At 59.2% G+C, this 26,268-nt stretch carries 20 protein-coding genes and 2 pseudogenes; 10 read left to right on the forward strand and 12 right to left on the reverse strand.

Annotation, left to right across the window (positions count from 1 at the left end):
* Positions 1 to 18: 18 nt before the first annotated feature.
* Entirely contained in the window at positions 19 to 1,641 is a 1,623-nt protein-coding gene (locus AC07OJ_RS00070) for an MFS transporter (RefSeq protein WP_106804489.1), read from the reverse strand.
* 151 nt (positions 1,642 to 1,792) lie between these two features.
* Entirely contained in the window at positions 1,793 to 3,439 is a 1,647-nt protein-coding gene (locus tag AC07OJ_RS00075) for a GMC family oxidoreductase (RefSeq protein WP_495093622.1), read from the reverse strand.
* 196 nt (positions 3,440 to 3,635) lie between these two features.
* Here AC07OJ_RS00075 and AC07OJ_RS00080 point away from each other — a divergent pair, with 196 nt between their 5' ends.
* Complete coding sequence (locus tag AC07OJ_RS00080) at positions 3,636 to 4,529, forward strand: LysR family transcriptional regulator (RefSeq protein WP_495093623.1); 894 nt, start codon at positions 3,636 to 3,638, stop codon at positions 4,527 to 4,529.
* A gap of 175 nt (positions 4,530 to 4,704) precedes the next feature.
* On the opposite strand, the gene AC07OJ_RS00085 is transcribed toward AC07OJ_RS00080, so the two are convergent.
* Genes AC07OJ_RS00085 through AC07OJ_RS00105 form a run of 5 tightly spaced genes read right to left on the reverse strand, consistent with a single transcriptional unit; the run spans position 4,705 to position 10,221 of the window.
* Complete coding sequence (locus AC07OJ_RS00085; RefSeq protein ID WP_495093624.1) at positions 4,705 to 5,802, reverse strand: DNA alkylation repair protein; 1,098 nt, start codon at positions 5,800 to 5,802, stop codon at positions 4,705 to 4,707.
* A 15-nt stretch (positions 5,803 to 5,817) separates the two neighbouring features.
* Positions 5,818 to 7,164 carry a glutamine synthetase family protein gene (locus AC07OJ_RS00090; RefSeq protein WP_065905558.1) on the reverse strand — a complete coding sequence of 449 codons (1,347 nt, stop codon included), beginning with the start codon at positions 7,162 to 7,164 and terminating at the stop codon, positions 5,818 to 5,820.
* An 11-nt stretch (positions 7,165 to 7,175) separates the two neighbouring features.
* Positions 7,176 to 7,733: a helix-turn-helix domain-containing protein gene (locus AC07OJ_RS00095; protein WP_065905559.1), complete on the reverse strand. Its 558-nt coding sequence runs from the start codon at positions 7,731 to 7,733 to the stop codon at positions 7,176 to 7,178.
* Between the two features lie 44 nt (positions 7,734 to 7,777).
* Positions 7,778 to 9,595, reverse strand: coding sequence for a M48 family metalloprotease (locus AC07OJ_RS00100; RefSeq protein WP_495093625.1), 1,818 nt, complete (start codon positions 9,593 to 9,595; stop codon positions 7,778 to 7,780).
* Positions 9,596 to 9,615: 20 nt separating this feature from the next.
* Positions 9,616 to 10,221 carry a LemA family protein gene (locus AC07OJ_RS00105; RefSeq protein ID WP_495005548.1) on the reverse strand — a complete coding sequence of 202 codons (606 nt, stop codon included), beginning with the start codon at positions 10,219 to 10,221 and terminating at the stop codon, positions 9,616 to 9,618.
* 132 nt (positions 10,222 to 10,353) lie between these two features.
* Here AC07OJ_RS00105 and AC07OJ_RS00110 point away from each other — a divergent pair, with 132 nt between their 5' ends.
* Positions 10,354 to 10,662: an RcnB family protein gene (locus tag AC07OJ_RS00110; protein ID WP_065905562.1), complete on the forward strand. Its 309-nt coding sequence runs from the start codon at positions 10,354 to 10,356 to the stop codon at positions 10,660 to 10,662.
* Positions 10,663 to 10,739: 77 nt separating this feature from the next.
* Positions 10,740 to 11,933 carry an MFS transporter gene (locus tag AC07OJ_RS00115; protein ID WP_065905563.1) on the forward strand — a complete coding sequence of 398 codons (1,194 nt, stop codon included), beginning with the start codon at positions 10,740 to 10,742 and terminating at the stop codon, positions 11,931 to 11,933.
* Here the strand turns inward: AC07OJ_RS00115 and AC07OJ_RS00120 are convergent.
* A complete protein-coding gene (locus tag AC07OJ_RS00120; protein ID WP_065905564.1) occupies positions 11,896 to 12,168 on the reverse strand; it encodes a DUF1652 domain-containing protein in 273 nt (90 codons plus the stop codon). The genes AC07OJ_RS00115 and AC07OJ_RS00120 overlap by 38 nt on opposite strands.
* Positions 12,169 to 12,299: 131 nt before the next feature.
* On the reverse strand, positions 12,300 to 13,796 hold the full coding sequence (locus AC07OJ_RS00125; RefSeq protein ID WP_120448102.1) for a PAS domain S-box protein: 1,497 nt from the start codon (positions 13,794 to 13,796) through the stop codon (positions 12,300 to 12,302).
* 174 nt (positions 13,797 to 13,970) lie between these two features.
* On the opposite strand from AC07OJ_RS00125, the gene AC07OJ_RS00130 reads away from it, so the two are divergent.
* Entirely contained in the window at positions 13,971 to 14,939 is a 969-nt protein-coding gene (locus AC07OJ_RS00130; RefSeq protein WP_065905566.1) for a hypothetical protein, read from the forward strand.
* A gap of 50 nt (positions 14,940 to 14,989) precedes the next feature.
* On the opposite strand, the gene AC07OJ_RS00135 is transcribed toward AC07OJ_RS00130, so the two are convergent.
* The 3 genes and pseudogenes from AC07OJ_RS00135 to AC07OJ_RS00145 all read right to left on the reverse strand — a co-directional run bounded on the left by AC07OJ_RS00135 (position 14,990) and on the right by AC07OJ_RS00145 (position 19,130).
* Complete coding sequence (locus AC07OJ_RS00135) at positions 14,990 to 16,159, reverse strand: hypothetical protein (RefSeq protein ID WP_495093626.1); 1,170 nt, start codon at positions 16,157 to 16,159, stop codon at positions 14,990 to 14,992.
* Positions 16,160 to 16,173: 14 nt separating this feature from the next.
* Positions 16,174 to 17,061, reverse strand: a complete 888-nt coding sequence (locus AC07OJ_RS00140; RefSeq protein WP_262134722.1) for a nitrilase family protein — start codon at positions 17,059 to 17,061, stop codon at positions 16,174 to 16,176.
* A 119-nt stretch (positions 17,062 to 17,180) separates the two neighbouring features.
* Positions 17,181 to 19,130, reverse strand: a pseudogene (locus tag AC07OJ_RS00145) (flavin monoamine oxidase family protein).
* Between the two features lie 205 nt (positions 19,131 to 19,335).
* Here AC07OJ_RS00145 and AC07OJ_RS00150 point away from each other — a divergent pair.
* The 6 genes and pseudogenes from AC07OJ_RS00150 to AC07OJ_RS00175 all read left to right on the forward strand — a co-directional run bounded on the left by AC07OJ_RS00150 (position 19,336) and on the right by AC07OJ_RS00175 (position 26,256).
* Positions 19,336 to 19,680, forward strand: coding sequence for an FKBP-type peptidyl-prolyl cis-trans isomerase (locus AC07OJ_RS00150; protein ID WP_106804481.1), 345 nt, complete (start codon positions 19,336 to 19,338; stop codon positions 19,678 to 19,680).
* A gap of 24 nt (positions 19,681 to 19,704) precedes the next feature.
* Positions 19,705 to 20,142 carry a T6SS immunity protein Tdi1 domain-containing protein gene (locus AC07OJ_RS00155; RefSeq protein ID WP_495093627.1) on the forward strand — a complete coding sequence of 146 codons (438 nt, stop codon included), beginning with the start codon at positions 19,705 to 19,707 and terminating at the stop codon, positions 20,140 to 20,142.
* Positions 20,143 to 20,629: 487 nt separating this feature from the next.
* Positions 20,630 to 20,824: pseudogene (locus AC07OJ_RS00160) on the forward strand (hypothetical protein); the annotation flags it as partial.
* Positions 20,825 to 20,994: 170 nt separating this feature from the next.
* Complete coding sequence (locus AC07OJ_RS00165) at positions 20,995 to 21,711, forward strand: MgtC/SapB family protein (protein ID WP_065905570.1); 717 nt, start codon at positions 20,995 to 20,997, stop codon at positions 21,709 to 21,711.
* Between the two features lie 302 nt (positions 21,712 to 22,013).
* A complete protein-coding gene (locus AC07OJ_RS00170; RefSeq protein WP_065905571.1) occupies positions 22,014 to 22,643 on the forward strand; it encodes a response regulator transcription factor in 630 nt (209 codons plus the stop codon).
* A gap of 1 nt (position 22,644) precedes the next feature.
* Positions 22,645 to 26,256 carry a transporter substrate-binding domain-containing protein gene (locus AC07OJ_RS00175; RefSeq protein WP_495093628.1) on the forward strand — a complete coding sequence of 1,204 codons (3,612 nt, stop codon included), beginning with the start codon at positions 22,645 to 22,647 and terminating at the stop codon, positions 26,254 to 26,256.
* Positions 26,257 to 26,268: the final 12 nt, after the last annotated feature.

Genomic DNA, 26,268 nt, shown 5'->3' on the forward strand with positions numbered 1-26,268 from the left:
GACGGGGGCACGGGTCAGTCAGTTGTTATTGATGTCCACATGCCGGGTTTCCTTGAGGCAGAACAGCCCGACAATCAAGCTCACGCCGGTCACTACCACCGGGTACCACAGCCCGTAGAAAATATCGCCGGTGTACACCACCAGCGCAAACGACACGGTTGGCAGGAACCCGCCAAACCAGCCGTTACCGATGTGGTAGGGCAGCGACATCGAGGTGTAGCGGATACGCGTCGGGAACAGCTCCACCATGAGCGCCGCCAGCGGGCCGTAGCACATGGCGGCAATCAGGATCAGCGCCACGATCAGCACCACCACCATCACTTTGTTGACCTGGGCAACATCCGCCGAAGTCGGGTAACCGGCCAGGGTCACGGCGCCACGCAGGGCCGCTTCGTCGTAACCGTCGATGCGCACTTCACCCACGCTCACCTGCACCGGGCTGCCCGCCGGGGCGGCGGCGCTGCTGTAGGGCAGTCCCTGCTTGACCAGGAAGGTCTTGACCTTGTCGCACGGGCTGTCAAAACGCGCCTTGCCCACCGGGTCGAACTGGAAGGTGCAGGTGGCCGGGTCGGCCAATACGGTGATCGGTGCCTGATGGCTGGCCTGGTCCATCGCCGGGTTGGTGTAGTGCGCCAGGCCTTTGAAGATCGGGAAATACAGCGCGGTGGCCAGCAGCAGGCCGAGCATCAGCACCGGCTTGCGCCCGACCTTGTCCGACAGCCAGCCAAACAGGATAAAGAACGGCGCGCCAATCACCACGCTGATGATCAGCAGCATGTTGGCCAGGGCCGGGTCCATTTTCAGGAACTGCGTGAGGAAGAACAGCACGTAGAACTGCGCGGCGTAGAAGGTCACGGCTTGGCCGCCGTTGATGCTGAACAGCGCAATCAGCACCACCTTGAGGTTTTCCCACTTGCCGAAGGACTCGCGGATCGGCGACTTGCTGGCCTTGCCTTCCTCTTTCATCTTCAGGAATGCCGGCGATTCGTGCAGGCTCATGCGGATCCAGGTCGAAATGCCCAGCAGCACGATGGAGAACAGGAACGGAATCCGCCAGCCCCAGACTTCAAACTGATCGCCGGTGAAGTAGCGGCACGCCAGCACCACCAGCAGCGACAGCAGCAGGCCGAGGGTGGCGGTGGACTGGATCCAGCTGGTGTGCAGGCCGCGTTTGCCGGCGGGCGCGTGCTCGGCCACATAGGTGGCTGCGCCGCCGTACTCGCCGCCCAGGGCCAGGCCTTGCAGCATGCGCAACACGATCAGGATGACCGGCGCCGCGATGCCGATGCTCGCATACGTCGGCAACAGGCCGACGCAGAAGGTCGCCACGCCCATCAGGATGATGGTGACGAGAAAGGTGTATTTGCGTCCGATCATGTCGCCCAGGCGGCCGAACACCAGCGCGCCGAACGGGCGCACCACGAAGCCGGCGGCAAAGGCCATCAAGGCAAAGATAAACGCGGTGGTGTCGTTGACCCCGGCAAAGAACTGCTTGCTGATCACCGCCGCCAGGGCGCCATAGAGGAAAAAGTCATACCACTCGAACACCGTCCCGAGGGACGAGGCGAAGATGACCTTTCTTGAATCGTTGCCGGCACTCGCGGTAATCGCCGAGCCCAGGGGTTGAGCATGTTCTGACATCGGGTAGCCCTCACAGTGATTATTTATTGTTGTTCCACTGTCGGCGCCAACCTTGGCGCCGGTTGTCCTTCCTGCCGGTGTCCGGCCGTGCGATGGCGTAAAGCCAGGTGCAAGTCCTGGATGCGCTATCGCCACGCCGGACGCCTGCTGGTCATGCGGGTGCGGTCATTTCTCTCTCGGGGGCAAGGTTCCTTGTGTTCGGCGAAAGGATTAGCTGCGCGGCTTTCTCCGCGATCATCAGCGTCGGTGAACAGGTATTGCCGGAGGTAATGCGCGGCATGATCGAGGCGTCGGCAATGCGCAGGCCCGGCACGCCATGCACGCGCAGTTGGGCGTCGACCACGGCGTCCTGGTCAGTGCCCATGCGGCAGGTGCCCACTGGATGGAAGATTGTAGTCCCGATTCGTGCGGCGGCTTCGTGCAGCTCCTCTTCGGTCTGCAGCGAATCACCGGGCAGGTATTCAACCGGCTTGAATTGGCTCAAGGCCGGCGCGGCGACGATGCGCCGGGTCAGGCGAATGGCATCTGCGGCCACGCGCAGATCTTCCGGATGGCTGAGGTAGTTGGGCCGGATCAGCGGCGCATCCGCCGGGTTGGCCGAGCGGATATCAATGCGGCCACGACTCTGCGGGCGCAGGTCGCAGACCGACGCAGTAAAGGCGGGGAACGCGTGCAGCGGTTCGCCAAAACGCTCCAGCGACAGCGGCTGCACATGGTATTCAAGGTTGGCCGAAGTCTGTTCCGGGCCCGAGCGGGCAAACGCACCCAACTGGCTGGGGGCCATCGACAGCGGGCCGCTGCGGTCGTACAGGTAGCGCAGGCCCATGCCCATCTTGCCCCACACGCTGCCGGCGATCTGGTTGAGTGTGCGGGCTTTTTCCAGCTTGTAGATCAGCCGCAGTTGCAGGTGGTCCTGCAGGTTGCCACCGACGCCCGGCAGCTCGTGCAGCACCTCGATGCCCAGCGGCTTGAGGACGTTGGAGGGGCCGATGCCCGAGCGTTGCAGGATGCCCGGCGAGCCCACGGAGCCGGCGCACAGCGCGATTTCCTTGCGCGCCCTCCAGCTCGACTGCTGGCCGTGTTGACGCCCGACGACTTGGGAGGCGCGGCCGTTTTCCAGGAGTACTCGGTCGACTTCCACGTCGGTCAGCACAGTGAGATTGGGGCGTTGACGGATGGGCTTGAGAAACGCCTTGGCCGCATTCCAGCGGACGCCGGCCTTCTGGTTGACCTGGAAGTAGCCGCAGCCTTCGTTATCGCCCTGGTTGAAGTCGCTGATGGAGGCGATGCCGCTTTGCGCCGCCGCATCCCGAAAGGCATCCAGAATCGGCCAGTGCAGGCGCTGTTGCTCGACTCGCCATTCGCCGCCATCGCTGTGGAACTCCGAGCTGCCGGCAAAATGGTTTTCGCTCTGCTTGAACAGCGGCAGCACGTCTTTCCAACCCCAGCCTGCATTGCCCGCGGCTGCCCAACCGTCGTAGTCCTGGGCCTGGCCACGCATGTAGATCATGCCGTTGATCGACGAGCAACCGCCGAGCACCTTGCCGCGTGGATAACTCAGGGCACGGCCTTGCAGGCCTTCCTGGGCCTCGGTCTTGAAGCACCAGTCGGTGCGCGGGTTGCCGATGCAGAAGAGGTAGCCGACGGGAATATGGATCCAGGGATAGTTGTCGCGGCCACCCGCTTCGAGCAGCAGTACGCGGTGGGCCGGATTGGCGGAGAGACGATTGGCCAGCAGGCAGCCTGCGGGGCCGGCGCCTACTACCACGTAATCGTATTCAGCAGTTGCAATGGACATCTGAGGTCTCGCTTGTTTTTCTTATTGGTTCCATCCTAGTTGTTAGTTTTCGTCTTAAAAATGTTAGTTTTTACCCAGCTGCTGTGCGTTTTTAAACAGTGCGACCGCTGTGGCGAGCGGGCAAGCTTGCTCGCCACAGGCACGGGGCCAGTCTTCGCGGTCGTGTAGTGAGTTATGCCCAAGGGAGGGAGGCTGAATGTTCGACTGGAATGACCTGCGGTATTTTCTCGAACTGCAGCGCAGCGGCCGCCTGCTCACCGCCGCGCAACGCTTGAAGACGACGCATGCCACGGTGGCCCGGCATATCGAGGCGATCGAAAAGAGCCTCGGCACCGCGCTGTTCGTGCAGCACGCCCAGGGCTATGAATTGACTCCGGCCGGCGAAGCCTTGCTCAAGCATGCCGAGTCCATGGAAAACGTGGCGCTGCTGGCCGAAGACGAACTCACCCATTCCGCCGCGCCCTTGGGCAAGATCCGTCTCGGCGTGGCCGAGGGCTTGGGCGTAATGTTCCTCGCCGGTCGCATGGGCGGGCTGTTCGAACGCTATCCCGGGTTGGAGGTGGAACTGCTTGCGGTGCCGCGTTTCGTCAGCATCCTTAACCGCGAAGCGGAAATCAGCATCCACCTCGAACGCCCCAGCGTCGATCAACTGGTCACGCGCAAACTCACCGACTATCGCCTCGCGCTCTACGCCAGCCGCGCCTACCTTGCGCGCAATCCGCCGATCGAAAAGCGCGAAGACCTCGCCGCCCATTCATGGATCGATTACGTCGACGATCTGTTGTTCAGCCAGGAACTGAAATTCCTCAGCAGCTTCTGTCGTAACCCCAAGGTGGTGTTCCACAGCACCAGCGTCATCGCCCAACACCAGGCTGCACGGTCAGGCTTGGGGATTGCCGTGCTGCCGTGCTTCATGGCCTCTGGCGACCCGGACCTGGTGCCGTTGCTGCCGGCAGAGAGTATCCAGCGCAGCTACTGGATCAGTTCGCGGCGTGAACTGCACAAGTCGGTGCGACTGCGGGTGTTGTGGGATTACGTGGTGGAGTTGTGTGCGCGGGAGCAGGGGTTGTTGCTTGGCGAATCTGCCTGAAGAAACCGGCTCGAAAACGGCGGGCTTGCTCGCGAAGGCGGGCTGTCAGTTGATGCATTCGGTGCCTGACCCACCGCCTTCGCAGGCATGCCAGCTCCCACATTTGACCTGCGTACACCCGGGTGCCTAGGCCTACTCCAATCCCCCAGTGGACCTGGGTGTTGCCCCACCTGCATCAGTCGCGCAATACGAAGTCAGCACTGCCCAGGCGTTCACCATTCACCATCACGTGCACGGTATGCTTGCCCGGATAGTGCTTGCGGGTGGTCAATTCGCGGATGTGTTGCTCGCGGCTGATACGTTGCTGTTCACCCGCGCCCAGCGTGAATGCCTTGAGCTTGAAGACTTTGGCCGCGCTGTGCCCGGCGCTTTTGACGTAGTCGATGGCGTAGTCCACCACCAGTTTCTGCGCGGTGGCGGCGGTGGATTCCAGGCTGAATGACAGGGTGATGCGTTCGCCCAGCGTGATCACTGCCGGCGTGACGCTCAGGTGCTGAATCTTCACGTCGGCCTTGGCGCCGGCGCCCATGATGGTCAGCGCGCGGGTGTTGCCTTGCTTGATCAGGCTGCGCAGCGCGTGGCGGGCGATCCAGGCGGTGTGGGGCTTGTCGAGGTTCCAGCCCTCGATCAGGTCGAGTACCCAGTCCGGGTGGTCCTTGGTGATGTCGTTGAGATGGTTGGCGACGGATTTGCGCACATACAGGCTGCTGTCGGCCTTGAGATTATTGAGGATCGACGCGCACAGCTCGGGGTTGGCCTGTACCTCGGCCAGGCGAAACGACCAGGGCAGGCGCGGGCGCGAGCCTTCGCTGGCGAGGCGGCGCACGTGTTCGTTGTCGTCCAGCGACCAGGCTTGCATCACCGCCAGCGTGCGCGCGAAATCATTCAGCAGAAAGTGGCGGATCGCGAATTCCGCCGAGCCAAACGTGGTGAAGTATTTGAGCGCGGCCATGGAACGCTTGAAGTCAGCCTGGCCGTAACTCGCCACGTAATGCGGCAGGAACAGGCTGACAAATGCGCTGTTCAGGCGCGGGGCCAGCGCGTAGAGCAGCTTGAGGGTCTGCGCATACTCCAGCGGGATCACCGCGTGCAGGCTCTCGCTGACCCGCGCCATGCGCTGCATCACCGACAACTGCGCCAGCCCGGCCTTGGCGTGCTTGAGAAAACCCTTGGCGTCGAACGCCGGGTACACCGCGCTCATCTCGCGGGCGATGTGCTGCAGGCGTTCGACGTTGAAAATTTCCTTCAGGGCCGGGGCGCTTTGGTCGGTCATCGGTTATCCATGGGGTCAGAGAAACCAGCGGTATTCGCGCGCATTGATCTCTTGTTGGAAGGCCAGGTGATCCTGGCGTTTGTTTTCGCAGTATACGTCGACAAATTCGGCGCCCAGCTTATCGCGCACGACCGGTTGATGCTGCATGGCGCGCACGGCGTCGAGCATTTCCAGGGGGAAGTCGGTGCCGCTGTTGCGGTCCTCGTTCAACGGCGCGATGGGTTCGCGCTTGGCCTCAAGGCCATGTTCCAGCCCGGCCAGGATGGCCGCCAGCACCAGGTACGGATTGGCGTCGGCGCTGGCCAGGCGGTGCTCGATGCGCAGGTTGCGCGGGTCGGATTCGGGAATGCGCACGCACGCATCGCGGTCCTCAAAGCCCCAGCTGGCGCGGGTCGCCGCGTTGACCGTGCCACCCAGGCGGCGGAAGGCGTTGTGGTTGGGCGAGAAGATCGGCATGCAGTGCGGCAGCAGTTCCAGGCAGCCGGCCACCGCATGGCGCAGCGGTTGCTGCTGATGGGCGGCCAGCAGGTTATTGCCGGCGCCGTCATACAGGCTCACATGCACATGCATGCCGCTGCCGGGGTATTGCAGGTAAGGCTTGGCCATGAAGCTGGCGCGATGGCCATGCTTCAACGCCACGCCTCGGGTGCTGCGGCAGAACAGGGCGGCCCAGTCGGCAGCGCGCAGGCCATCGTCGAGGTGGCCGAAATTGATCTCGAACTGGCCGGGGCCGATCTCGGCCGTGATCACCGTGATGTCGATACCCTGGTCCTTGGCGGTCTGCGCCATATCGTCGAGCACTTCACTGAAGCGCGAGAGCCGGTCGATATGCAGGTTGGGCTGGTCGTCGGCATCCTCGCTCAGCGGGTCGCGGGCGAATTGCGGCAGGCCGTTGTCGAGTTTTTTGTCGAACAGGTAGAACTCCAGTTCGAACGCCACCACTGGGTGAATGCCTTTGTGCTGCAGGCGTTCCAGCACCTTGGCCAGGACTTCGCGGGGCTCGAATTCGATCGGGGCGTCGGTGCCGTCGGAGGTGATCAGCATCTGGCCCAACGGCTGCGATTCCCAACTCACCGGCTTGAGCGTGCCCGGCACCAGGCGGCGATTGGCGTCCGGATCGCCGTCATGGAAGCAATAGTCACCAATCTTGAACAGCCCGCCTTGAGTCCCCAGCAGCACGGCGTTCTGTGGCAGCTTCAGGGGGCTGCCGGCGGCGACTTTTTCGAGCATCTCTATCGGGTAGCGCTTGCCGTAGAAATGCCCTGGGATATCCAGGGCGATCAGGTCCACATACCGCACGTCGGGGTGGTTCTGGCGAAAGGTCCGTACTTCGGCCAGCAACGTGGAAGATTGGCTTTTCACGGGTGTTGCTCCTAGTTGTAGACCCACAGCACGCGGGCGGGCAGATCGGTCAGGTTGGCGTAGCGGCAATGAGCAAAGCTGGCCAGGTGGAAGCTGTCACCAGGGCCGAGGGTGACCGAGTCAGCCTCACCCTCGACCCACAAGGTCAACTCGCCTTCAAGTACAAAACCGGCCTGTTCGGCACGGTCGCTCATGGTTTGCTCGCCGCTGTTGGCGCCGGGGGCCAACAGGCTGTCGAGCATCGAGAACGCGCCATTCATGCTTGGCGAGACGAGGATGTCGGTGATGCCGTTGGCGTAATACACCGTGCGCCGCTCATTGGGGCGGGTCACCCAGCTCACGGCCTTGGGTTTGGACAGGCTGTAGAAATACGTGGTGGGCACGTCGAGGGCGTGGCTGATCGCGGTCAGGTCGGCCACGGTAGGCCGCGACAAGCCGCGTTCCACTTGGGACAGGAAACCTACGGAACGCTCGATCTTCTGCGCCAATTGGGCGAGGGTGAGCTTCTTGTGTTTGCGCAGGTCGTGAATCAGGATCGCCAGGGCGTCGAGTTCTTCTTGTTGGTTCATGAAATTTATATCAAATAATTTCATGAAAAATTACAGGATTAATTTCATGGAGGCAATGGCGTCGCGCAAGTGTCTTTGAGTGATGGCGTCTGAAACCTTGCCGGCATCGGGCAGTCCAGAATGTTGGCAATCGCTCGCATCAGCTCTATTTCTTCATGGGTTATACGACCGTCGTGCTCAATACAGACAGCGATTGCGTCCATCAGGATGTCCCTATCCTGTTGCTTGAGTTCGGGCAGCCTTTTCAAGGCAATCTCTACCGCGTCCAGTTCTTCGCTGCCATCAACCCTATTCGTTGGGGGCACATGGAAGGGCAATACCTCACAGGCCCGGGAATAAGCCAGCTGCGCCTGCGCACCGCCTCTATGGCCGATGATCGCGAGTACCTTGAGCAATAGCGTGACATCCCTTTCCAACTGGCGCAGCAGATAGCGGCCTTTGGTTTTCGGTGCACCTAGAACCTGGGTATTGAGGATATGAAGCAGGGCCAGACCCATCAGATAGGTTCGGTAATCGGTTCGGATCAGTAGCGAAATATTGTGAGTAAACTGCTGGAACGAGTCGGTTTCGAGATGCTTGAGTGCGGGAATGCACAAGTCGAACAGTGGCAAGCGCAGGTAGCCATCCAGGCCGTTCATGGGTTCGCTCAAACCCTGCAAGAACTGAACGACTTCCGGGTCGGGAACCCCTTGCAAAAAGTTCAGTTGCTGCGCTCGAGCGTCCTCATTCGCGCAGAGCAGCAACCGGTAGATCAACGCCTGTGCACCGCTGGTGTGGCGTGCAGCTGCTCTCACCTCTGCAGGAATCTTGCTCAGGCTTACCTGGGTTTGGTACAGGTGCGCTGCGGTGGTTTCCTCGCCCTTTCGACGGACAGCCGTAGAGATTGCCCCGAGCTCCTGCCACCGGCGACGATTCTCGGCGGTAGCCTCATCGCTGCCTACCAGCGAGGCCAGCGATGGGACATACGGGTACTCGCCGTCCCAGCCCGGATCGAGGCGTTTGATGCGTTTTTCAAGTGAAGGATGGGGCGAGGCAAAATGATCTCTGAACGTTTCGAAGGGGGCTGCAAAGAACGTCGAAAGGAAAAGAGATGTCTCTTCGCCTCTGAGCAGTGACCCGTATTCATATCCTTCAATTTTCTTCAGCACACTCGCCACGCTCTGGGGGTTGCGAGTGAGCTGTGCTGCCGTGGCGTCGGCCAGGTATTTGCGCTGGCGAGCAATACGGGATGTGGCGAAAAGAACGAGTGCACACCAGCCGAATCCGAACAGTAAAAAACTACCGGCGGTTGATAGCGCCATCAGGAAAGCCAAGACCAATGCGCCCGTATCCAGCCCCACCATGCGTATATCCATGCGCATGTCGTTGTTATGAATCTGGCAGAACAAATGGGCAACCAGCGCTTGCATTTCTTCACGGTTAAGCAAAACCGTCGCGCCGTAGGTCACCGCAATGGCTGAATCCTGCGGTGTGAACCCGGGGGAAAATGCATTGATGCCTTCTTGATCTAGAAGCACGTAAACCATGGGTACCTGGCTGCCGGAGGCAATGGCCATTTCCTCGACAATATCCAGCACCCAGCGATCACCTTCTTCTGGCTGCAGGCTGATAAGGTGCCCGCCAAAATCCATGGAAATGGAGTCGCTGCTATCACAGAACCTGTGGCTCTGGTACCAACAGGCTGCCGCCATGACGAAAATTATCACCAAGCAAAAAACCAGGTGGTAATACCAGTAGACCTTACCGAGCGATGGCACTGAATACGCCCAAAACACCGCCGGGCTTAGCACAATGGCGGCCATCAGCAGCATGCCATACCTGGCGCCGCGCCTGGCGCGGTCCTGGGTTTCGAAAAAATTCATACGGCCATCCGTGGCGGCTATCAGATAAAGGAGACGACCGGAGTATTTTGAATCTGCTCGCTGTCGGCAAACTCCAGCAAGGTGGCGTCTGCCCCATGGCCAAACGCTTCCGCCATCAGCACCGTGGGGAATTTCTGCCGGAAGGTGTTGTAGTTCATCACTGAGTCATTGAAGAACTGGCGGGCGAAGGCGATACGGTTTTCGGTATTGGTCATTTCGTAGTTCAACTGCATCATGGTTTCCGATGCACGCAGGTCCGGATACGCTTCTAGCGAGATGTTCAGTTTATCCATGGCCCTGTTGAGTCGGCCCTCGGTCTGGCCCAAGTGCACTATTGACTGCGCGCTGCCAGGTTCTGCCGCTGCGACATTGAGGCAGGCTGCGGAAGCATTGCGCGCCTCGGTGACGGCCATCAGCGTGTCGCGCTCATGGCTCATATAAGCCTTGGCGGTCTCGACCAGGTTGGGAATCAAGTCATGGCGCCGCTTGAGTTGTACTTCTATCTGGCTGAACGCATTTTTGAAACGGTTGCGCAAACTCACCAGTTGGTTGTAGAGGCTGATCAAATAGAGCGTAATCACACTCGAGACGCAGATGAAAATGACCAGGAAAACAGTGAGGATCATTGTGATGTCCTTATCGCTACAAGAAAGCCGGCGATCTTAGCTGATAAATACCGGTCAGGCTTTTCTTGCATGAATGATTTCGTGCGCCCGTGGTCCGAACCTGGGTACGCGTCATTCATTGAAGGAGCACCTATGAAGTCCAAAACCCTCGCCGCCTGCCTGCTGGTCGCTGCCAGCCTGTCCACCGCCAGTTTTGTCGCACAGGCGGGTGATACCCCCCAGGAAACCGTGCAGCCTTCCAACATCAACGCCCGCGATCTCAAAGAGGGCGACCGTGCCCCGGACATCCTGATGCGCAAGGAGTCGGCGGTCAGCGACTGGAAAAAGCGTGGCCTCAAGCAACCTGAAGCCGACAGCCAATGGGCGCGGGTCGGCGACAAGTTCGTGCTGCTGAAAACCACCAACGGCACCATCCTCGAGATCACCCCAGTCAAAAAATAGCCCGGCTTTTTTGCTTGCTCCGCGGTAAGGTAACCGGCCATAAAACGTCGCGTTACCTTTGACCGAAAGAGAGCAGGATGCTTGCCACAATAAGAAACTACCCTCGCACCGTGAACCTGTTGCTGTCCGCCACGTTGATGCTGACGTTGGCCAAGGCCATCACCTTCCCCTACCTGGTCATTTACCTCACCAGCCACTTTGCCCTCGACATCAGTCAGGTCGGCCTGGTGATCGGCAGCTCGCTGATCGTCGGTTCGCTGCTCAGCGTGTACGGCGGCTTCCTGGTCGACCGCATCAACAGCTATCGGCTGCTGCTCGGCTTGAGCGTGGTGTTTGTGCTGGGTTTTATTGGCACGGTACTCGCGCAGAATATCTGGGCCTTCTACAGCTGCCTGATCCTGATCAACCTGGCTTATGCGGTGATCGACATTGCGGTCAAGGCCGGCTTTGCCAGTCTCTTGCCCGAAGAGGCGCGCAGCGAAGTGTTTTCGATCAAGTACACGCTGACCAACATCGGTTACGCCGTGGGGCCGTTCTTTGGCGCGATGGTGGCCAAGCTGGATATCAGCCTGCCGTTCATCCTTTCGGCGTTGCTGGGGTTGGGGTTTTTCCTGCTGTATTGGCGCTGGGGCGATCGCACCCTGGCCACCGCCGAGGTCGCGCAGAAGCCGGTGTCGTTCCTGGCCGTCGGCCGTGTGTTGCTGCGTGACCATCGATTGGTGTGCTTTACCCTCGGCGGCCTGCTCAGCGCCGTGGTGTTCGGCCAGTTCACGGCCTACCTGTCGCAATACCTGGTGACCACCACCAGCGCGGAATACACCTACACCGTGATCAGTGCGGTGCTGACCACCAACGCGGTGCTGGTGATTGCCTTGCAGTACGTGATTGGCCGGCGCATCTCGCACCGTTACCTCAGCCAATGGCTGATCTTCGGCCTGGGCATGTTCATGCTGGGGTTGATCGGGTTCGCGCTGTCCACCAGCGTGTTGTGGTGGGTGCTGGCGATGGCGGTGTTCACCGTGGGGGAAATTATCGTGTTCCCGGCCGAGTATATGTTTATCGACCGGATTGCCCCGGACCACCTGCGGGGCATGTACTACGGGGCGCAGAACCTGTCCAACCTGGGGGCAGCATTGGGGCCGGTGTTGTGCGGGCTGGTGCTGGCCAGCCTGCCGGCCCACTACATGTTCTACATGCTCGGAGCGTTCATCGTCGCGGGTGGGGTGTTCTACTTCATTGGTTCGTCGTTGAAGGCAAGTCATCCAGCGTGAGCTTGCCCATGTTGTTGCTTTGCAGTTCGTAGCGCAGTTCTTCCACCATTTTTTCCACTTCTTGCGGGGTCTGCAGCCGGTTGGTGCTGATCCCCGTCACCACCAGGTCCACCCGGCCGGTCTCGGCGTCATAGACCTTGAGGGTCAATGAGGCGTCCCGGCACAGGGTGAACTCGCATGTCAGCGGCGCCAGGCCTTCTTCGATGCAATTTCGCAGTTGAGAGAGCGTAAACATGAGGGTTCCTTCAAGGTGTCGTTTCACGACGGCACAGGTTCAAAGCCCTGTGCTCACCCCTTGAAGGTTAGGGATCGGTACGCCATCCGATAAGGCGAATTCATACTAGCTGGACTAGTGCATTTGTATGTTCAGCGCTTGCTTTTAACCCTTAATTCACCGGCAAACAGCCCGCGTTCACGGGCCCAGACAATCGCCGCACTGCGGCTGTGCACCCCCAGTTTTGAGTACACCGTGGCCACATGGTTACGCACCGTATTGGGTGCCAGTTTCAGCCGCGAGGCGATTTCCTTGTCGGCCAGGCCTTCGCAGATCAGGCCCAGCACATCGCGCTCACGCGCGGTCAGGTCGGTGAAGGCCACATTGGGCAGGTTGGGGCTGTTGACGCTCTTGGCGTTGGCCAGTTTTTCGATGAGGGTCTGGCTGAACCACGAGGCGTCCTGCATCACTTCCTCGATGGCAGCCACCAGCTCCAGCTCCGAGCGCTTGCGCTCGGTGATGTTCATCATCACCAGCAGGTAGCACGGCACGTCCTGGATGACCACGGTGTCGGCGGAAAGCACGCAGTCGATCACTTCGTTGCCTTTCTTGCGCACCTTGAGGTCCTGGCCATCGAGGTTGCCGGCTTTCTCCAGGGTGGCGAACACCTGGGCGGCCGCCGGGGCGCTGTCGATGAAGTGGATCTCTTCGATAGCCTTGCCGATCAGCTCCTCACTGGTGTACCCGGTAATCGTCATGAAGGCTTCGTTGATGTCCACCACCTGCCGGTTGGCGGCGCTGCACACCAGGGTCGGCACAGGCGTCAGGCGGAACGACTTGGCGAAGCGCTCTTCACTCTGGCGCAGCGCAATCTCGGCCTTGCGGCGTGGCTCCAGGTCGGTGAAGGAAAACAGCATGCATTCCTCCTCGTTCATGTCCAGCGGCTGGCCGGCGACGATCACCAGTTTGCTGCCACCTTCGGGCAGCTTCAGCTCGGCTTGCATCTGCGGGATGGTCGCGCCTTCGCCCAGGCGCTGGATGGCCAGGTCCTTGCGATCGGCCTGCTCCAGAACGTCCAGCTCATACACCGAACGGCCGATGACCTGGTCGCGGTTGTAGCCGGTCATCTCCAGGAAACCCTGGTTCACCTTGATATAGCGCAGGTCGCTCAGGCGGCAGATCACCGCAGGCGCCGGGTTGGCGTTGAAGGTTTTCTCGAAGCGCTGCTCGGCGCTGGCCCACTCGGTGGCGTCGCTGAGGATCAGTACCAGCAACTCGGGCTCGCCGTGGGAATCGCTGATCACCAGGCTGCGCAGGCGGTGGACCCAGGTCTTGTGTTCGTCGGCGGTGGGGGTGACTTCCACCACCACATCGCTGAATTCATCACCCGCCGCCGCACGGGCGAGGGGGTAGTTTTCCAGCGGCACGGGATGGTTATTGCGATAGCGCAGGCTGAAGCGTTCGGCGTATTCGCGGGTATCGGCGCCCAATGCCGCGACCTCATCCACCCCATGCATGGCCAGGGCGGCATCGTTGGCCCAGAGGATGGTCTGGTCGACCTCGGCGAGGATTATCCCGTCGGACAGCCCGGAGATGATCTGCTGCAGTTGGCGACGGTTGGTTTCTTTGGCAAGGACATCCTGGGTCATGGTTTCTCCGGGTTTTGGACGCATGAAAGTACGACACCCAGGCTTCAGGATAGTGCAGAGCAATTGCCTGCACCGGGGTGCGAATGCACCAGATGGCCTGGTGCATTTGCGCGGGGACGAGCGGGCACGTGGCTGGCCAGACTGAGACGGTCAATTACTGCAAAAGGATCAATCATGACCACTGTCTATGAAACCAACCGTTCGCCGTTTCGCGTGTCCTGGAGTTCTGTACTCGCGGGTAGTGCAATTGCCCTGGTGACCTACCTGGTGCTCAGTGTCCTCGGCACTGCCATTGGCGCCAGCGCCGTCAACCCGATGCAAGCGGGCAATCCGTTGAGCGGTTTCGGCACGGGCGCCGGCATCTGGTTATTTGTGTCGACGTTGATCGCCATCGCCGTGGGTGCCTTTGTGGCCGGGCGTACGGCACCGGATCGCGGCGGCCTGCATGGCGTGCTGACCTGGACCCTTACCACGTTATTCACCACCTGGCTGCTGGCAGGCCTGGCCGCGAGCGTGGTCGGTACCGCCGGCAATGTGGTGGGCAAAGGCCTGTCGGCTGCCGGTAGTGGCATCGCTGCCGCGGCGCCGGGCATCAGTGACAGCGTCAAGCAGCAACTGGACGAGCAGGGCATCCACCTGGACTGGAATAGCCTGCAAGCTCAGCTCGATACCCTGCTCAAGCAAAGCGGCAAGCCTGAATTGGACCCGGCCAATGTCGAGCAGAAAACCGATCAGGCCGCAGCGGATGGCAAGCAGTCGGCGACGGCTGCCGCGACTAATCCAGCCCTGGCCGGTGATGCGCTCAAGCAGTGGTTCGACCGCGTCAAAGCCTCCGGTGAGCCTGCGCTGAACGCGGCCGATAAAGACGCGCTGGTCAACATCGTTGCCGCCCGTACCGGCAAGAGCAAAGAGGAAGCCACGCAGATCGTCGACAACTATGCCCAGGCCTATCAGCAAGCCATGCAGAAGGTCGATGAGCTCAAGCAACAGGCCGAGCAGAAAGCCCGTGAAGCAGGCGAAGTCGCGGCCAAGCAACTGTCCCGCGCAGCCTGGAGCACCTTGGCGATGTTGCTGCTGGGTGCGGCGTTGAGTTTCTTTGTGGGGCGTGTGGCGCTGACGACGCGTCGGGTGCCGTTGGCCTGACGGGCGTTTAAGCTAGGTTGTGGTTAGGGGGCATCCCCTAACCACACTTTTCATGCTGCGAGCCAACCGACGACTGGCACAATCATCAGCGTGCTCATCGCCATTGAAAGCACATTGCCAATGTAAGGGTGAAAATGACTGGGCATTCTCGCGGCAATGAAGCACGCCAGCGGCGGGGCGACCAGTGCACCCAGCAGAGCACTTGATCCAATCACCATCCAACTGCCTCCATGGCTCAGTACGGCTGCAGGTACCACTGATACCAATGGAACATAGGTGGGGTACCAGCCTCGCTTTATCCATTGATGTCGCCAGATCACTACACCAATAGCCGATGTCAGCGCCTGAGCCCCAATAATGTACAAGAGCAATCCGGAGCCATAAGCCGGGCTCATGGGGTTGAGACTATAAGCGAGCAATACCCCCGCCAATAACCCGAGACTGGCAAGTTCATTTCCGAAAAAAGGGGCTTCGGAAAAGTCCGCCAATACTCGACGCAAACCCCAGATCACTCCGTAATTAGGCGGTACCGCAGGTACAGGTCTCTGCGGAGCGACATAGTCTGAGCGCACCAGTGAGGGCACCCTACGACACAGTGCAAATGCGACCACACTTCCCGCAGCCATGCCCAGTACATTGCCGATAACGGCTGGCAACCCCAGCGGTATGCACACCAGATTGACGATCAGCAAGCACATCGGCGTAACCAACAGCGCCCCCAGCACTGCACCGTTGAGGGTGACCTTCCAACCGCCGCCAAATATGAGCACCATCGCTGCGGGCAAGGAAACAAAAGCCGCAAACGTAGGTTGCCAAGTTTCGGCAGTTACGCTCCAGCCCCAAAGCAGGTTGCTCAGCAACAGACCGATCAATGAACTGGTCACCAACCAAGGCCACAATCCGGTGCCATAGCAAATGGAAAAGCCTTGCCAGGCCTTACCGTGCTTGCTCGCCCACCATGCCAGATAAGCGCCGCTTAATAGACCCAGGGATGCGAGTTCATGCTTGTAAAAAGCTACCTCACTGATATCTCCCAGTATCCACCGCAACCATGCGATGGGGTTGGGCAGGGACATGACCAAATCACTGTAGCCGGGCCAGGCACCCTGATGGCTGAATACCACCCATAGCACCAGCAAGATCGCGACAAATCCCAGCGCAGCCACGGTGATATCCACGGGTGAGAAGGTCGACGTTTTCTTGGTAAATGAAGTTTCCATAGATTGCCCTCCTCTCAACGAGGCAGGGCAGGATGGAGGGAGTACCCGAGCATCTGGTCATACAGATCATGTCTGCGGTCTCGTTGCAGATCATTGAGGTCGTTCCAGATTGGCGCGCTGCGGGCACTGGTAATATCAATATCGGCAAAAAGAATTTCCTGGCGATTGGCCGAAGCCACTGCTCCAATCGGCCAGCCGTTTGTTCCTGCAATGAGGGAACACCCGAGGTAGCGTGCATCCCGTTCCTCACCAATTCGGCTGGCGGCGGCGATAAACACGTTGTTCACATGGGCTGCTGTCATCGTCAGGTAGGATGCCATGCACTTGCCTGCCTCATCGAACAGCGGTGGCGGCGTCCACACCCAATTGTTCAAGCTGCAGATGATATCGGCACCTTGCTGGCTGAGAATACGCGGCACTTCCGGGAACCAAATATCCCAGCAGATCAGCAGGCCAATGCGACCGATGGGGGTCTCAAATACCGGAAATCCACTATTGCCCGGGGTAAACCAGAGCTTTTCCAAATTCCATAAGTGAGCTTTGCGATACTTGCCGATGAATCCGTTGGGGCCTAGTAATACGGCAGTATTGAATAGTCGCATGCCGTCGATTTCGCTCAGGCCCGCCACCAGATACACCTGGTGCTTGCAGGCAAAATCCATCCATTCGCGCACGCTGGGTCCGTTCGGCACCTCTTCAGCATGATCGAACGCATCCTGGCGACTACTGAAGAAATATCCACAGTTTGAAAGCTCCGGCAACACGATCAGATTGGCGCCACCGTTTGCGGCTTCAGTCGCCAGTAGAAGGCTTTGACGCAGGTTGTCGCTGCGATTGGAGACGCCTACCTGCGGATCGAATTGAATAACTGCGACGCGGGCGAAACTTGTTGGCTCACTCATGAGTGACCTCTTATTTTTATGCGACCGGTTTTGGTCGGGTGTTTATAAGAGGCGACAATATGTTTAAAGGATAGTCAGATGATTCCTATGGCGTTGTAGTAGATTTCTCTCGTGCGAATTTAACTTTCTAACTCGTACTCGGGGTAGTCTCGCAGGGTAAAACCGCCGTTGAAGTGTGCTTGAGTTTTGCTGCAAATATTGATCACCGTATCAATGGCACCTCTGAAGCACGGCTCTGTCCAGCCAGAATCCACAGAAAAAGACTCCCCGCAAAGATAAAGTCCGGACGTGTGAGAAAAGTCCCTGTTGTATTTCATCAGGCTGACGGCCTCGTAATAGGTACCAGGGCGATAGAGCTTTGCACAGCCGAGGGAGTGTTTGTCGTTCATCCAGCGCTGAACAACTGCATGTTCGCGTGCTATATAGGGAGAGATGCGCGCTTTGATATTGGTTGACTTCAATAAGATTCTATCCAGTTCTTCTATGCATTTGTCCACGAGCTCTGTGTCGCTGAAGAGTGATAGCTTCGTTGCGTCGTCCTCCCATGTGTAGCTTAAAAGTATGCAGTCGTAGGTGCTGTTTTCGTTGTAGCGGGAGGTGTACATGTCGTGTATAAAGCTGTCGGTCACGATGGCTTGAGGTATGGTTTTGTTACGTGAAATAAAGGATTTTTTGAGCGGGGCATACACTTTGCAGCTGGTTTCCCAATGCGCTGTTTTATAGGCTTCGATTGTTTCGAAGGGCAGCATGTCCTGAGTGAAGTCTTCGACAGATATTTGTGTCTCTATCAGCCACGAAGGGAGTGTCATCACCACGGAGTCAACGTCAATAAATTCTTTCCTCATTGCCTTTGGCTGAGCAGCATTCCAATCGTAGTAAACCCTTATTTTCTCATTTTTAAGGGCCTTTATTTTTGTCACTGAACTGTTGGTCAGTAATCCTGATGGGGTTTTTATTAAATGCTCATACAGTGACTCGGTGGGCTCACTCGCTTTTATAAATAGGAGCGACTCAGCCAGCGAGCCAAGACCCATATAGTTTGGTTTGTTGAAGCGAAGTCCTCTTGAGTCAGTCACCGTTGCAGCATTTAAATAAGGTGAGGCGATGGCCGCACCCTTTGAATCTACCCGGCCGTGAATTAACTGAAGATGACTACTGAAACCAAATATTGCTGTGCGTATTGGGTAGATTGAGCAGACGTCGTAGAAGGCTCCCCAGCTTCCGTCACCAATACCAATCGAATAGAAGATGGCAGACTCCTGCGCGGTCATGCCCATTCCGCCAAAATTGCCAGGATCACTCTGGCGCCAGCTATCGATGGTTGGCATTTTCACCAGATCACGAAATGAGGTGCCTTGGTATTTTTTTACGATAGCAGCCCACATTGATTCCCAGTGCTCCGCGCCATAATGCTCGGAAATGTGCACGGTCATGCGTTCGGCAAACTTCTTCCACTTAGCAAAGACGCGGCCTAACATTTCACCGGGGGGTGGCGTTTTTCCGTCTGCATTTTTCCAGATAAGCATGGTGGGTTCGTCGCCACTCTCCATGCTGCCTTCACGCAGGTAGACTCCCGTTGCACGGACCGCCGGGCTGCCAGGGTTCGGAAAGTCCGAATGGACCAACTCAAACTCTTTAGCGTAATAGGCCATGAGTGAGCGGCCCTATTTGGGAGGGGTGTTTGATGTATTGAAGAAAGGCATTCTCATTGCGCCCATCTCAAAAGGGGGGCGACCCACAGTACGGGTATTGCGTCCCCCGAGGGCAGTGAGGTGTCGGCCGCCAATACGCTTGGATTTTTCGATTAATGTAATATTCTTGAAGCCACATCTGTGCAGTTCGCGTGCAGTGGTCAAGCCTGTTATGCCCGCCCCGATGATGCAAATCTTGTGCTCTGTGTTGGTCGCGTTGGCGATGCCGTTTTCTTGCTCTACCAAGGTGCGATAGTCAAAGCATAAGTCGGGTGGGTTAGGGAATGTGGCTCTCCATTTATTATTTGTCGCGCGTTTTTTTCTCTCTGACTGTTGATTAACATCTGCTGGGAAATTGAAGCTGGAGCCAATGGTCATTCTGATATTCCATGCGCTAGTTGATTCTCTCTACCTAGATTGGATGCAGGGACGGCGGTTAAAAATAAGAGACATGTGATTTTGGGTTAGGGAACATCGTGTTCTTTTGTAGGGGGAGAGAGGCGCTTATTCGGCTTGGCTAAACTTGCAAATCCCCGCCAATTCTGGGAAAACCCCACCCCTCACGCCTTCAACGAGCCCCGCCATGAGCAACGACGAACTCCAGGTCACCGACATCCGCCCAGGCACCGGCAAAGCCGTGGTCAAGGGGGCGCTGATCACCACTCAATACACCGGCACCCTGGAAGACGGCACGGTGTTCGACTCGTCCTGGGAGCGGGGTAAGCCGTTCCAGTGTGTGATCGGCACCGGCCGCGTGATCAAGGGCTGGGACCAGGGCCTGATGGGCATGCAGGTCGGCGGCGTGCGCAGGCTGTTTGTCCCGGCGCACCTGGCCTATGGCGAGCGGTCGATGGGCGCGCATATCAAACCCAACAGCAATCTGTGCTTCGAGATTGAGTTGTTGGAAGTGCTGACGCGCGATGATTGAAGTGTTTTTGAACCGAGAGGCTGCATGCCGTTGATTCAAGCTATTCGCGACAGCTGGGGGTGGGTCGGCATTGATCCCGTCGAGGTCGTCGGGACGACCGCCTTTGGCAATGTGATGATCAAGGATTCGCAGGGACGCTATTGGCGGCTGTGTCCTGAAGCGCTTTATTGCGAGGTCATTGCGCAGACGCGTGCCGTGCTGGACGAGGTTTCCAGGGATCAGGCATTTTTGCGCGACTGGTATCTGCAACCCATGGTGGAGCAGGCCGAGGAGGCCCTGGGGCCGTTGGCGCCTGGCCAGGTTTATCATTGGGTTATTTCGCCGGTATTGGGCGGCGAGTACGTCATCGACAATGTGCGATGCCTGGATCATGTTGAGCAGCTTCGGTTCTGCGGTGATCTGGCACGGGAGATAAAGGATTTGCCCGACGGTGCCCAGGTGAAGCTCAGTCTTGTCGACTAGTCATTGAAAAAAGGCAGCGTTCCATCGACGTCCAGGGTGTGGCTGAATGGCCCCTCGGCGGCTTGCTGAACCCTCCCTGAAGAATCCTCTTCTTCACCTTAAGGAAACTTTCCTACGGTTTACTCCCGCGTAAACGGGGCGTAAGCTTCGCGCGTTTTCATCAATAGCGGAGACCCTCAGTGGGTACTTGTTCGAGTGACAGTAGTCGGCCGGTTTCGGTAACCGGCACATACTTGGCAAGGTAACGCGCATTTTCCTGATGCCGTTGTCTCGCCAACAAAGCGAGAAGCGGCATCCCGACAGCAGCCAGTCCTGGCGCCTGTCCGATCCCTCTCATCGACGCTGACCAGCACCTGACTGACCTCGGGATGCTACGGACGCGCCTGCCTTTTTTGCGGCAGGCGGGCCGAGCTGACTGTGCCTGTAGAACGGGCAGGGTGCAGCCGGTCGTACCTGCCTGCAGGTTTCCTCGCGCAGGAGTTACACCATGAGTCTCATTCTGCTCAAAGCGTTGTTTGCCGGTTTCCTGCGGAATCGGCACATCGCCCGGCATTTCCGTCGCCGGGCGATGCTCGAAACCGTGACCGACACCAGCGTCAGCCGCGAAGTGCCGCAGACCCTGGCGCAGACCCTGGTGGCTGCCGGCAACAGCAGTGCCGTGCAATTGCTGGGTACCCTGGGTTGCAGGCGCTGCCGTCGTTGTACTTCGTGTTCCTGCCGCTGATCCTGCTGGCGTATATGGCGCTGACCCAGGCGGTGAAAGGCTTCTATATCCGTAAATTAGGCTGGCAGTAACGGTGCTATCGCTGGCAAGCCAGCTCCTGCAGGCGCTGGCGTTCAAGGAGATTTTTTATGCAAGCAATCAACAACATCAACCTCAACTCGCTGATCGACACTTTGGTCAGCCTCACCGCCGCGTTCATCCTCGGCGGCCTGATCGGATTCGAGCGTCAGTACCGCCAGCGCACGGCGGGCCTGCGCACCAACGTGCTGGTGGCGGTGGGCGCGGCGATTTTCGTCGACATGGCCAACCGCCTGGGCGGCGCAGAAGGCGCGGTGCGGGTGGTGGCGTACGTGGTCTCGGGCATCGGTTTTCTCGGCGCGGGTGTGATCATGCGCGAAGAAGGCAATGTGCGCGGGCTCAACACCGCCGCCACGCTCTGGGCGTCGGCGGCGGTGGGGGCCTGTGCCGGCGCCGACCTGATCCTCGAAGCGTTGCTCGGCACGCTGTTTGTGCTGGCGGCCAATACCTTGCTGCGGCCGATCGTCAACAACATCAACCGCCAGCCGCTGGATGTAGTGTCGGCGGAGGTCACCAATATCCTCTATGTCATCGCCCGGCGTACCCAGCAGAAAGCCGTGCTCGCACTGCTGGAAGCCGAATTGGCGCGTTGCAACTATCCGGCCAGTGATGTCGATGTGCGGCCTTTCGGCACTGACGAAGTCGAAATCGAAGCCACCCTGGCGGTGACCTCGGTGGACGGTGACGAGCTGGATGCCCTGGTGGCGCGCATTTCTCTGTCGACCCTGGTGGTCCAGGCTTTCTGGAGCCCAAGCACCACGGAGTAGTAAGCGGACGTCAGGCTTTGCCTTGTTCAACACGGACTATGCTACTGAGAGGAAAAGTCCTACAAGCATTCGAGACTATCCCTTCATTTGAAACCACACGCCATTGTTAAGGTTGCGCGCTTGCGCCTATTTAGGAACCCAGGCGCAGCTTTACGTTTTCATCGTGTTTTTCAAAAGGAGAGGCCCGTACTGCCTGAAGTGTCACGCAGAGTACTCAGCACCGTTTGTCGGAACTGTTACTTTTCACAGGTAGATAGGACTCACGTGATATGTAAGCGTACTGATCCTCCCAGGGGAGTCTTATGAGCAACAAAGCTTTAATTGTGGATGATCACCCGTTTATACGCGCCACCGTCAAGCACCTGCTGAAGCAGGAGGGCTTCGACACCATCTTCGAAGCAGGTAACGGCGCGGATGCCATGCAGGTTGCCCGTGAGGAGCGTCCGGACCTTGTCATTCTCGACCTGGCAATGCCCAAGCTCGGTGGGTTGGAGGTGATCAGTCGGATTAAAGCCTTGGACCTGCCTTGCAAGATACTGGTACTGACTTCGTACCTGGCCGTGTTCTTTTCTACCCGTTGCATGCGTGCCGGTGCCATGGGGTTTGTCGCCAAGACCGGCGAACTCGACGAGCTGCAGAAGGCCATCAGGGCAATCAGGTCCGGCTACAGTTGCTTTCCGAGCCTGCCTACCAGTTCGGTGCGTCGCGACGACCTGCAATCCACCGAGCAGGAGTTGGTGGAGGCGCTGTCCGATCGCGAGCTGACGGTATTGCAAAAACTGGCCCTGGGCCTGGGTAACAAGGAGATTGCCGAGGACATGCTGTTGAGTCACAAAACCATCAGTACCTACAAGACGCGGCTCAAGGAGAAACTACGTATGTCCTCGGTGGTGCATCTGTCCAAGTTCGCGCAGCGCAATCACCTGATCTGAAATGAACCCCTCACGGTTGATCAAGCTCATGGTCATCCTGCTCGTGGGGATGTTGCCTGCGGCGGTGATGGCCGTGGATGCACCGCAAAGCCTGCGGCTACTCGGCCACTCAACCCTTGAACCCACCAGCGTGATGCTCGATGAAGCCGACTGGCGCTGGCTGCGCGAGCAGCGCACATTGATCATCGGGGTCTCGGCGCCGGATTACGCGCCCTTTGACCTGAGTAACAACAAGCAAGAACTGGAAGGCATCACCGCCGATTATGCGGCGCTGATCGGCCAGGCGCTGAATATCGTGGTCACGGTTCGACGCTACGACACGCGCGATGAAGTTATCGACGCCCTCAAGAGCGGCGCGGTGGATTTTCTCGGCTCGGCCAACGGTTATGAGTTCGCCGACCCGCAGTTGGTGCTATCGCGCTCCTACGCCAATGATCAACCCGTGCTGGTGACGCGCGCGGGTGACAACCTTGCATTGAATGCCGATCTCGCGGGCAGGCGCGTGGCGATGCTCTACCACTACATGCCGCCCGACGCCGTCCAGGCGTTCTACCCCCAAGCGCAGTTGCAGTTGTTTGGCTCGACCTTCGAGGCCATCGGCGCCGTCGCGTTCGGCCAGGCGGATGTGTACCTCGGGGATGCCATCAGCACCCGCTACCTGATCAACAAGAACCATCTCAATAATGTGCGCATGGCGGATTTTTCGGCCATGGAAGCCAACCCGTTCGGGTTCGCCCTGCGCAAGGAAAACACACGCCTGCTGAGGATCATCAACGCCGCGCTGGCCGCTGTTCCCGCCAACCAGCAGATGGAAATCCTGCGCCGTTGGAGTGCCGGTGGCATTGGTTTTCCCGAGGCCGACCGGCTGCGCTTGAGCATCAATGAGCAGCGCTGGCTGGAGAAGCATCCGCGGGTAAAAGTGGCGGTGGTCGACAAGTTCGTGCCGCTGTCGTTTTTCAACGAGAAAGGCGAGTTCGAAGGCCTGAGCGCCGAGGTGTTGTCGCGGATCAGCCTGCGTACGGGCCTGAAGTTCGACATCGAGCAGGGCACTTCACTGCCGCGCCTGGTTGACGCGGTCAGCACCGGGCGCGTCGATATGCTGGCGGCCGTGACGCCCAGCATCGAGCGGTCGGAGAAAATCCGCTTTACCCGGCCCTACCTGTCAAACCCCTATGCACTGGTGGTGTCCGCGGACAATGAGCGCGTGATTACCCTGGAGGACATGCCCGGCAAACGCCTGGCGGTGGTCAGCGGCAACAGCCTCGCGATGCAGATTGCCGAGGACTACCCAGGCGTGGTGTTTGTCGAAGTCGAGAACACCGAGCAGGCCATGGCATTGGTGGCCAAGGGCACCGTGGAGGCGACCGCGGTGTCGTTGATCAGCGCGCGCTACATGATCGCGCGCAATTACCGTGAACGCCTGCGCATCACCAGCACGGTCGGCCGGGAGCCGGCGCGTTTTACCCTGGGGGTCAACCGCAGTGAACTGGAGTTGTATTCGATCCTCGACAAGGCATTGCTGAGCATTACCCCCGAAGAGATGGACGAGCTGACCAACCATTGGCGCAGTGAAATCATCCTCGAAGACAGCTACTGGCTGCGGCACCGCAACGTGATTATCCAAGGCTTCGTGCTTGCCGCGCTGCTGCTGTTGGTCACCCTGGGCTGGGTGTTCTACCTGCGTAACCTGATTCGCAAGCGCGCCCAGGCGGAGCGGGCCTTGAGCGACCAGATGCGCTTTATGAGCGTGCTGATCGACGGCACTCCGCACCCGATTTACGTGCGCGATCGCCAAGGCCGCTTGATGGCGTGCAACAACGCCTACCTCGATGTCTTCGGCTTCAAGCTCGAAGACGTCATTGGCAAGACCGTGGTGGAGACCGATACCGGCAACCCTCCCCAGGCCCAGTCGTTCCATGCCGATTACCTGCGCTTGATGGAGCAGGGCGAACCGCAGATCCATGACCGCGTGTTGAAGATTCCCGGTGGCGGGGTGTTGACCATCTACCAGTGGATGCTGCCCTACCGGGATAGCAACGGCGGCGTCGTGGGCATGATTGCCGGCTGGGTCGATGTCAGCGAGCGCCAGCGCTTGCTGGGTCAATTGCAGGAAGCCAAGGAGGAGGCCGACGCAGCCAACCGCGCGAAGACCACCTTCCTGGCCACCATGAGCCATGAAATACGCACGCCCATGAACGCTGTGATCGGCATGATCGAGCTGGCCCTGGAAAACGCCCAACAGGGGCGTGCCGACCGCGCCGCGCTGGAGGTGGCCTCGGTGGCGTCGCACAGCATGCTGGAGTTGATCGGCGATATTCTCGACATTGCGCGGATTGAATCCGGCCACCTGTCACTGGCCCTGGAGCCCGCCAATCCGCACGAGCTGCTAGCCTCGGTGGCGCGGGTATTTGAAGGGTTGGCGCGCGACAAGGGCCTGGTGTTGCAAGTGGAACTTGACCCGCTGATCGACCATGCGGTGTTGATCGACCCGCTGCGCTTCAAGCAGGTGGTGTCCAATCTGTTGGGGAATGCGATCAAGTTCACCACCAACGGTCAGGTACGCGTGGGGGCCCAGGGGGCATTGGTCGGCGATCAACTGGACCTGCGGCTATGGGTGGAGGACACCGGCATTGGCATCAGCGCTGTCGATCAGCAGCGCTTGTTCAACCCCTTTATCCAGGGCAGCAATAACGAACAATCGGCACGCAGTGGTTCTGGCCTTGGACTGGTCATCAGCCGCAACCTGTGCGAGATGATGGGCGGGCAATTGCACTTGAGCAGCGTGCTGGGCAAGGGCACGCGGGTGGATGTGACGCTGTCGCTGGAAATGACCACCCGCGTGCCGGATGCATTGCCCGTCTTGCCCGTTCCGACGGCCCGGGCGTTGAGCATCCTGGTGGTGGATGACTACCCGGCCAACCGCCTGCTGCTGGCTCGCCAGTTGAGCTTCCTGGGGCACCGCATCACCACCGCCGATGACGGTGCCCAAGGCTTTGCCGTGTGGCAGGCCGGGCAGTTCGACGGGGTGATCACCGATTGCAACATGCCCTTCAAGGATGGGTATACGTTGGCGCGGGATATTCGTGCCCAGGAGCGTCAGCGCGGGCTCACACCGTGCCTGTTGCTGGGCTTCACCGCCAATGCGCAGCCACAAGAAACCGAACGCTGCCGACAAGCCGGCATGGATGGCTGCCTGTTCAAGCCTACCGGGCTTGAAGACTTGCGCGCGGCGTTGGCATCGCGCGCGGTCGGCGGGGTGACACAGGCGGTTGAGCCGACGTTTGATTTGAGCACGCTGATCGCGCTGACCGGTAGCGATAAGGTCGCGCTGAACGAGCTGCTGACGCCGTTACTCGACAGCCTGGAGGAAGATCGCGCCTGGCTGGGTGTTGAGCAAAATCGCACGGACTTCGCCAGGCTGCATGACCTGGCCCATCGCGTCAAAGGTGGCGCACGCTTGGTCAAGTCTCAGGCGTTGATCGCCACCTGCGAGACCTTGGAAGACCTGTGCGAGAGGCGCGAAGGCGAGGCATTGGACGCAGCAGTGCAGGCGGTGGAACGGGCTATCGCAGGCTTGCAACACAGCCTCGGGCAGTACTGCAATCAGGCGTGACCGAGGTAGACA

It is taken from the genome of Pseudomonas sp. GW821-FHT09C08, assembly GCF_059418125.1.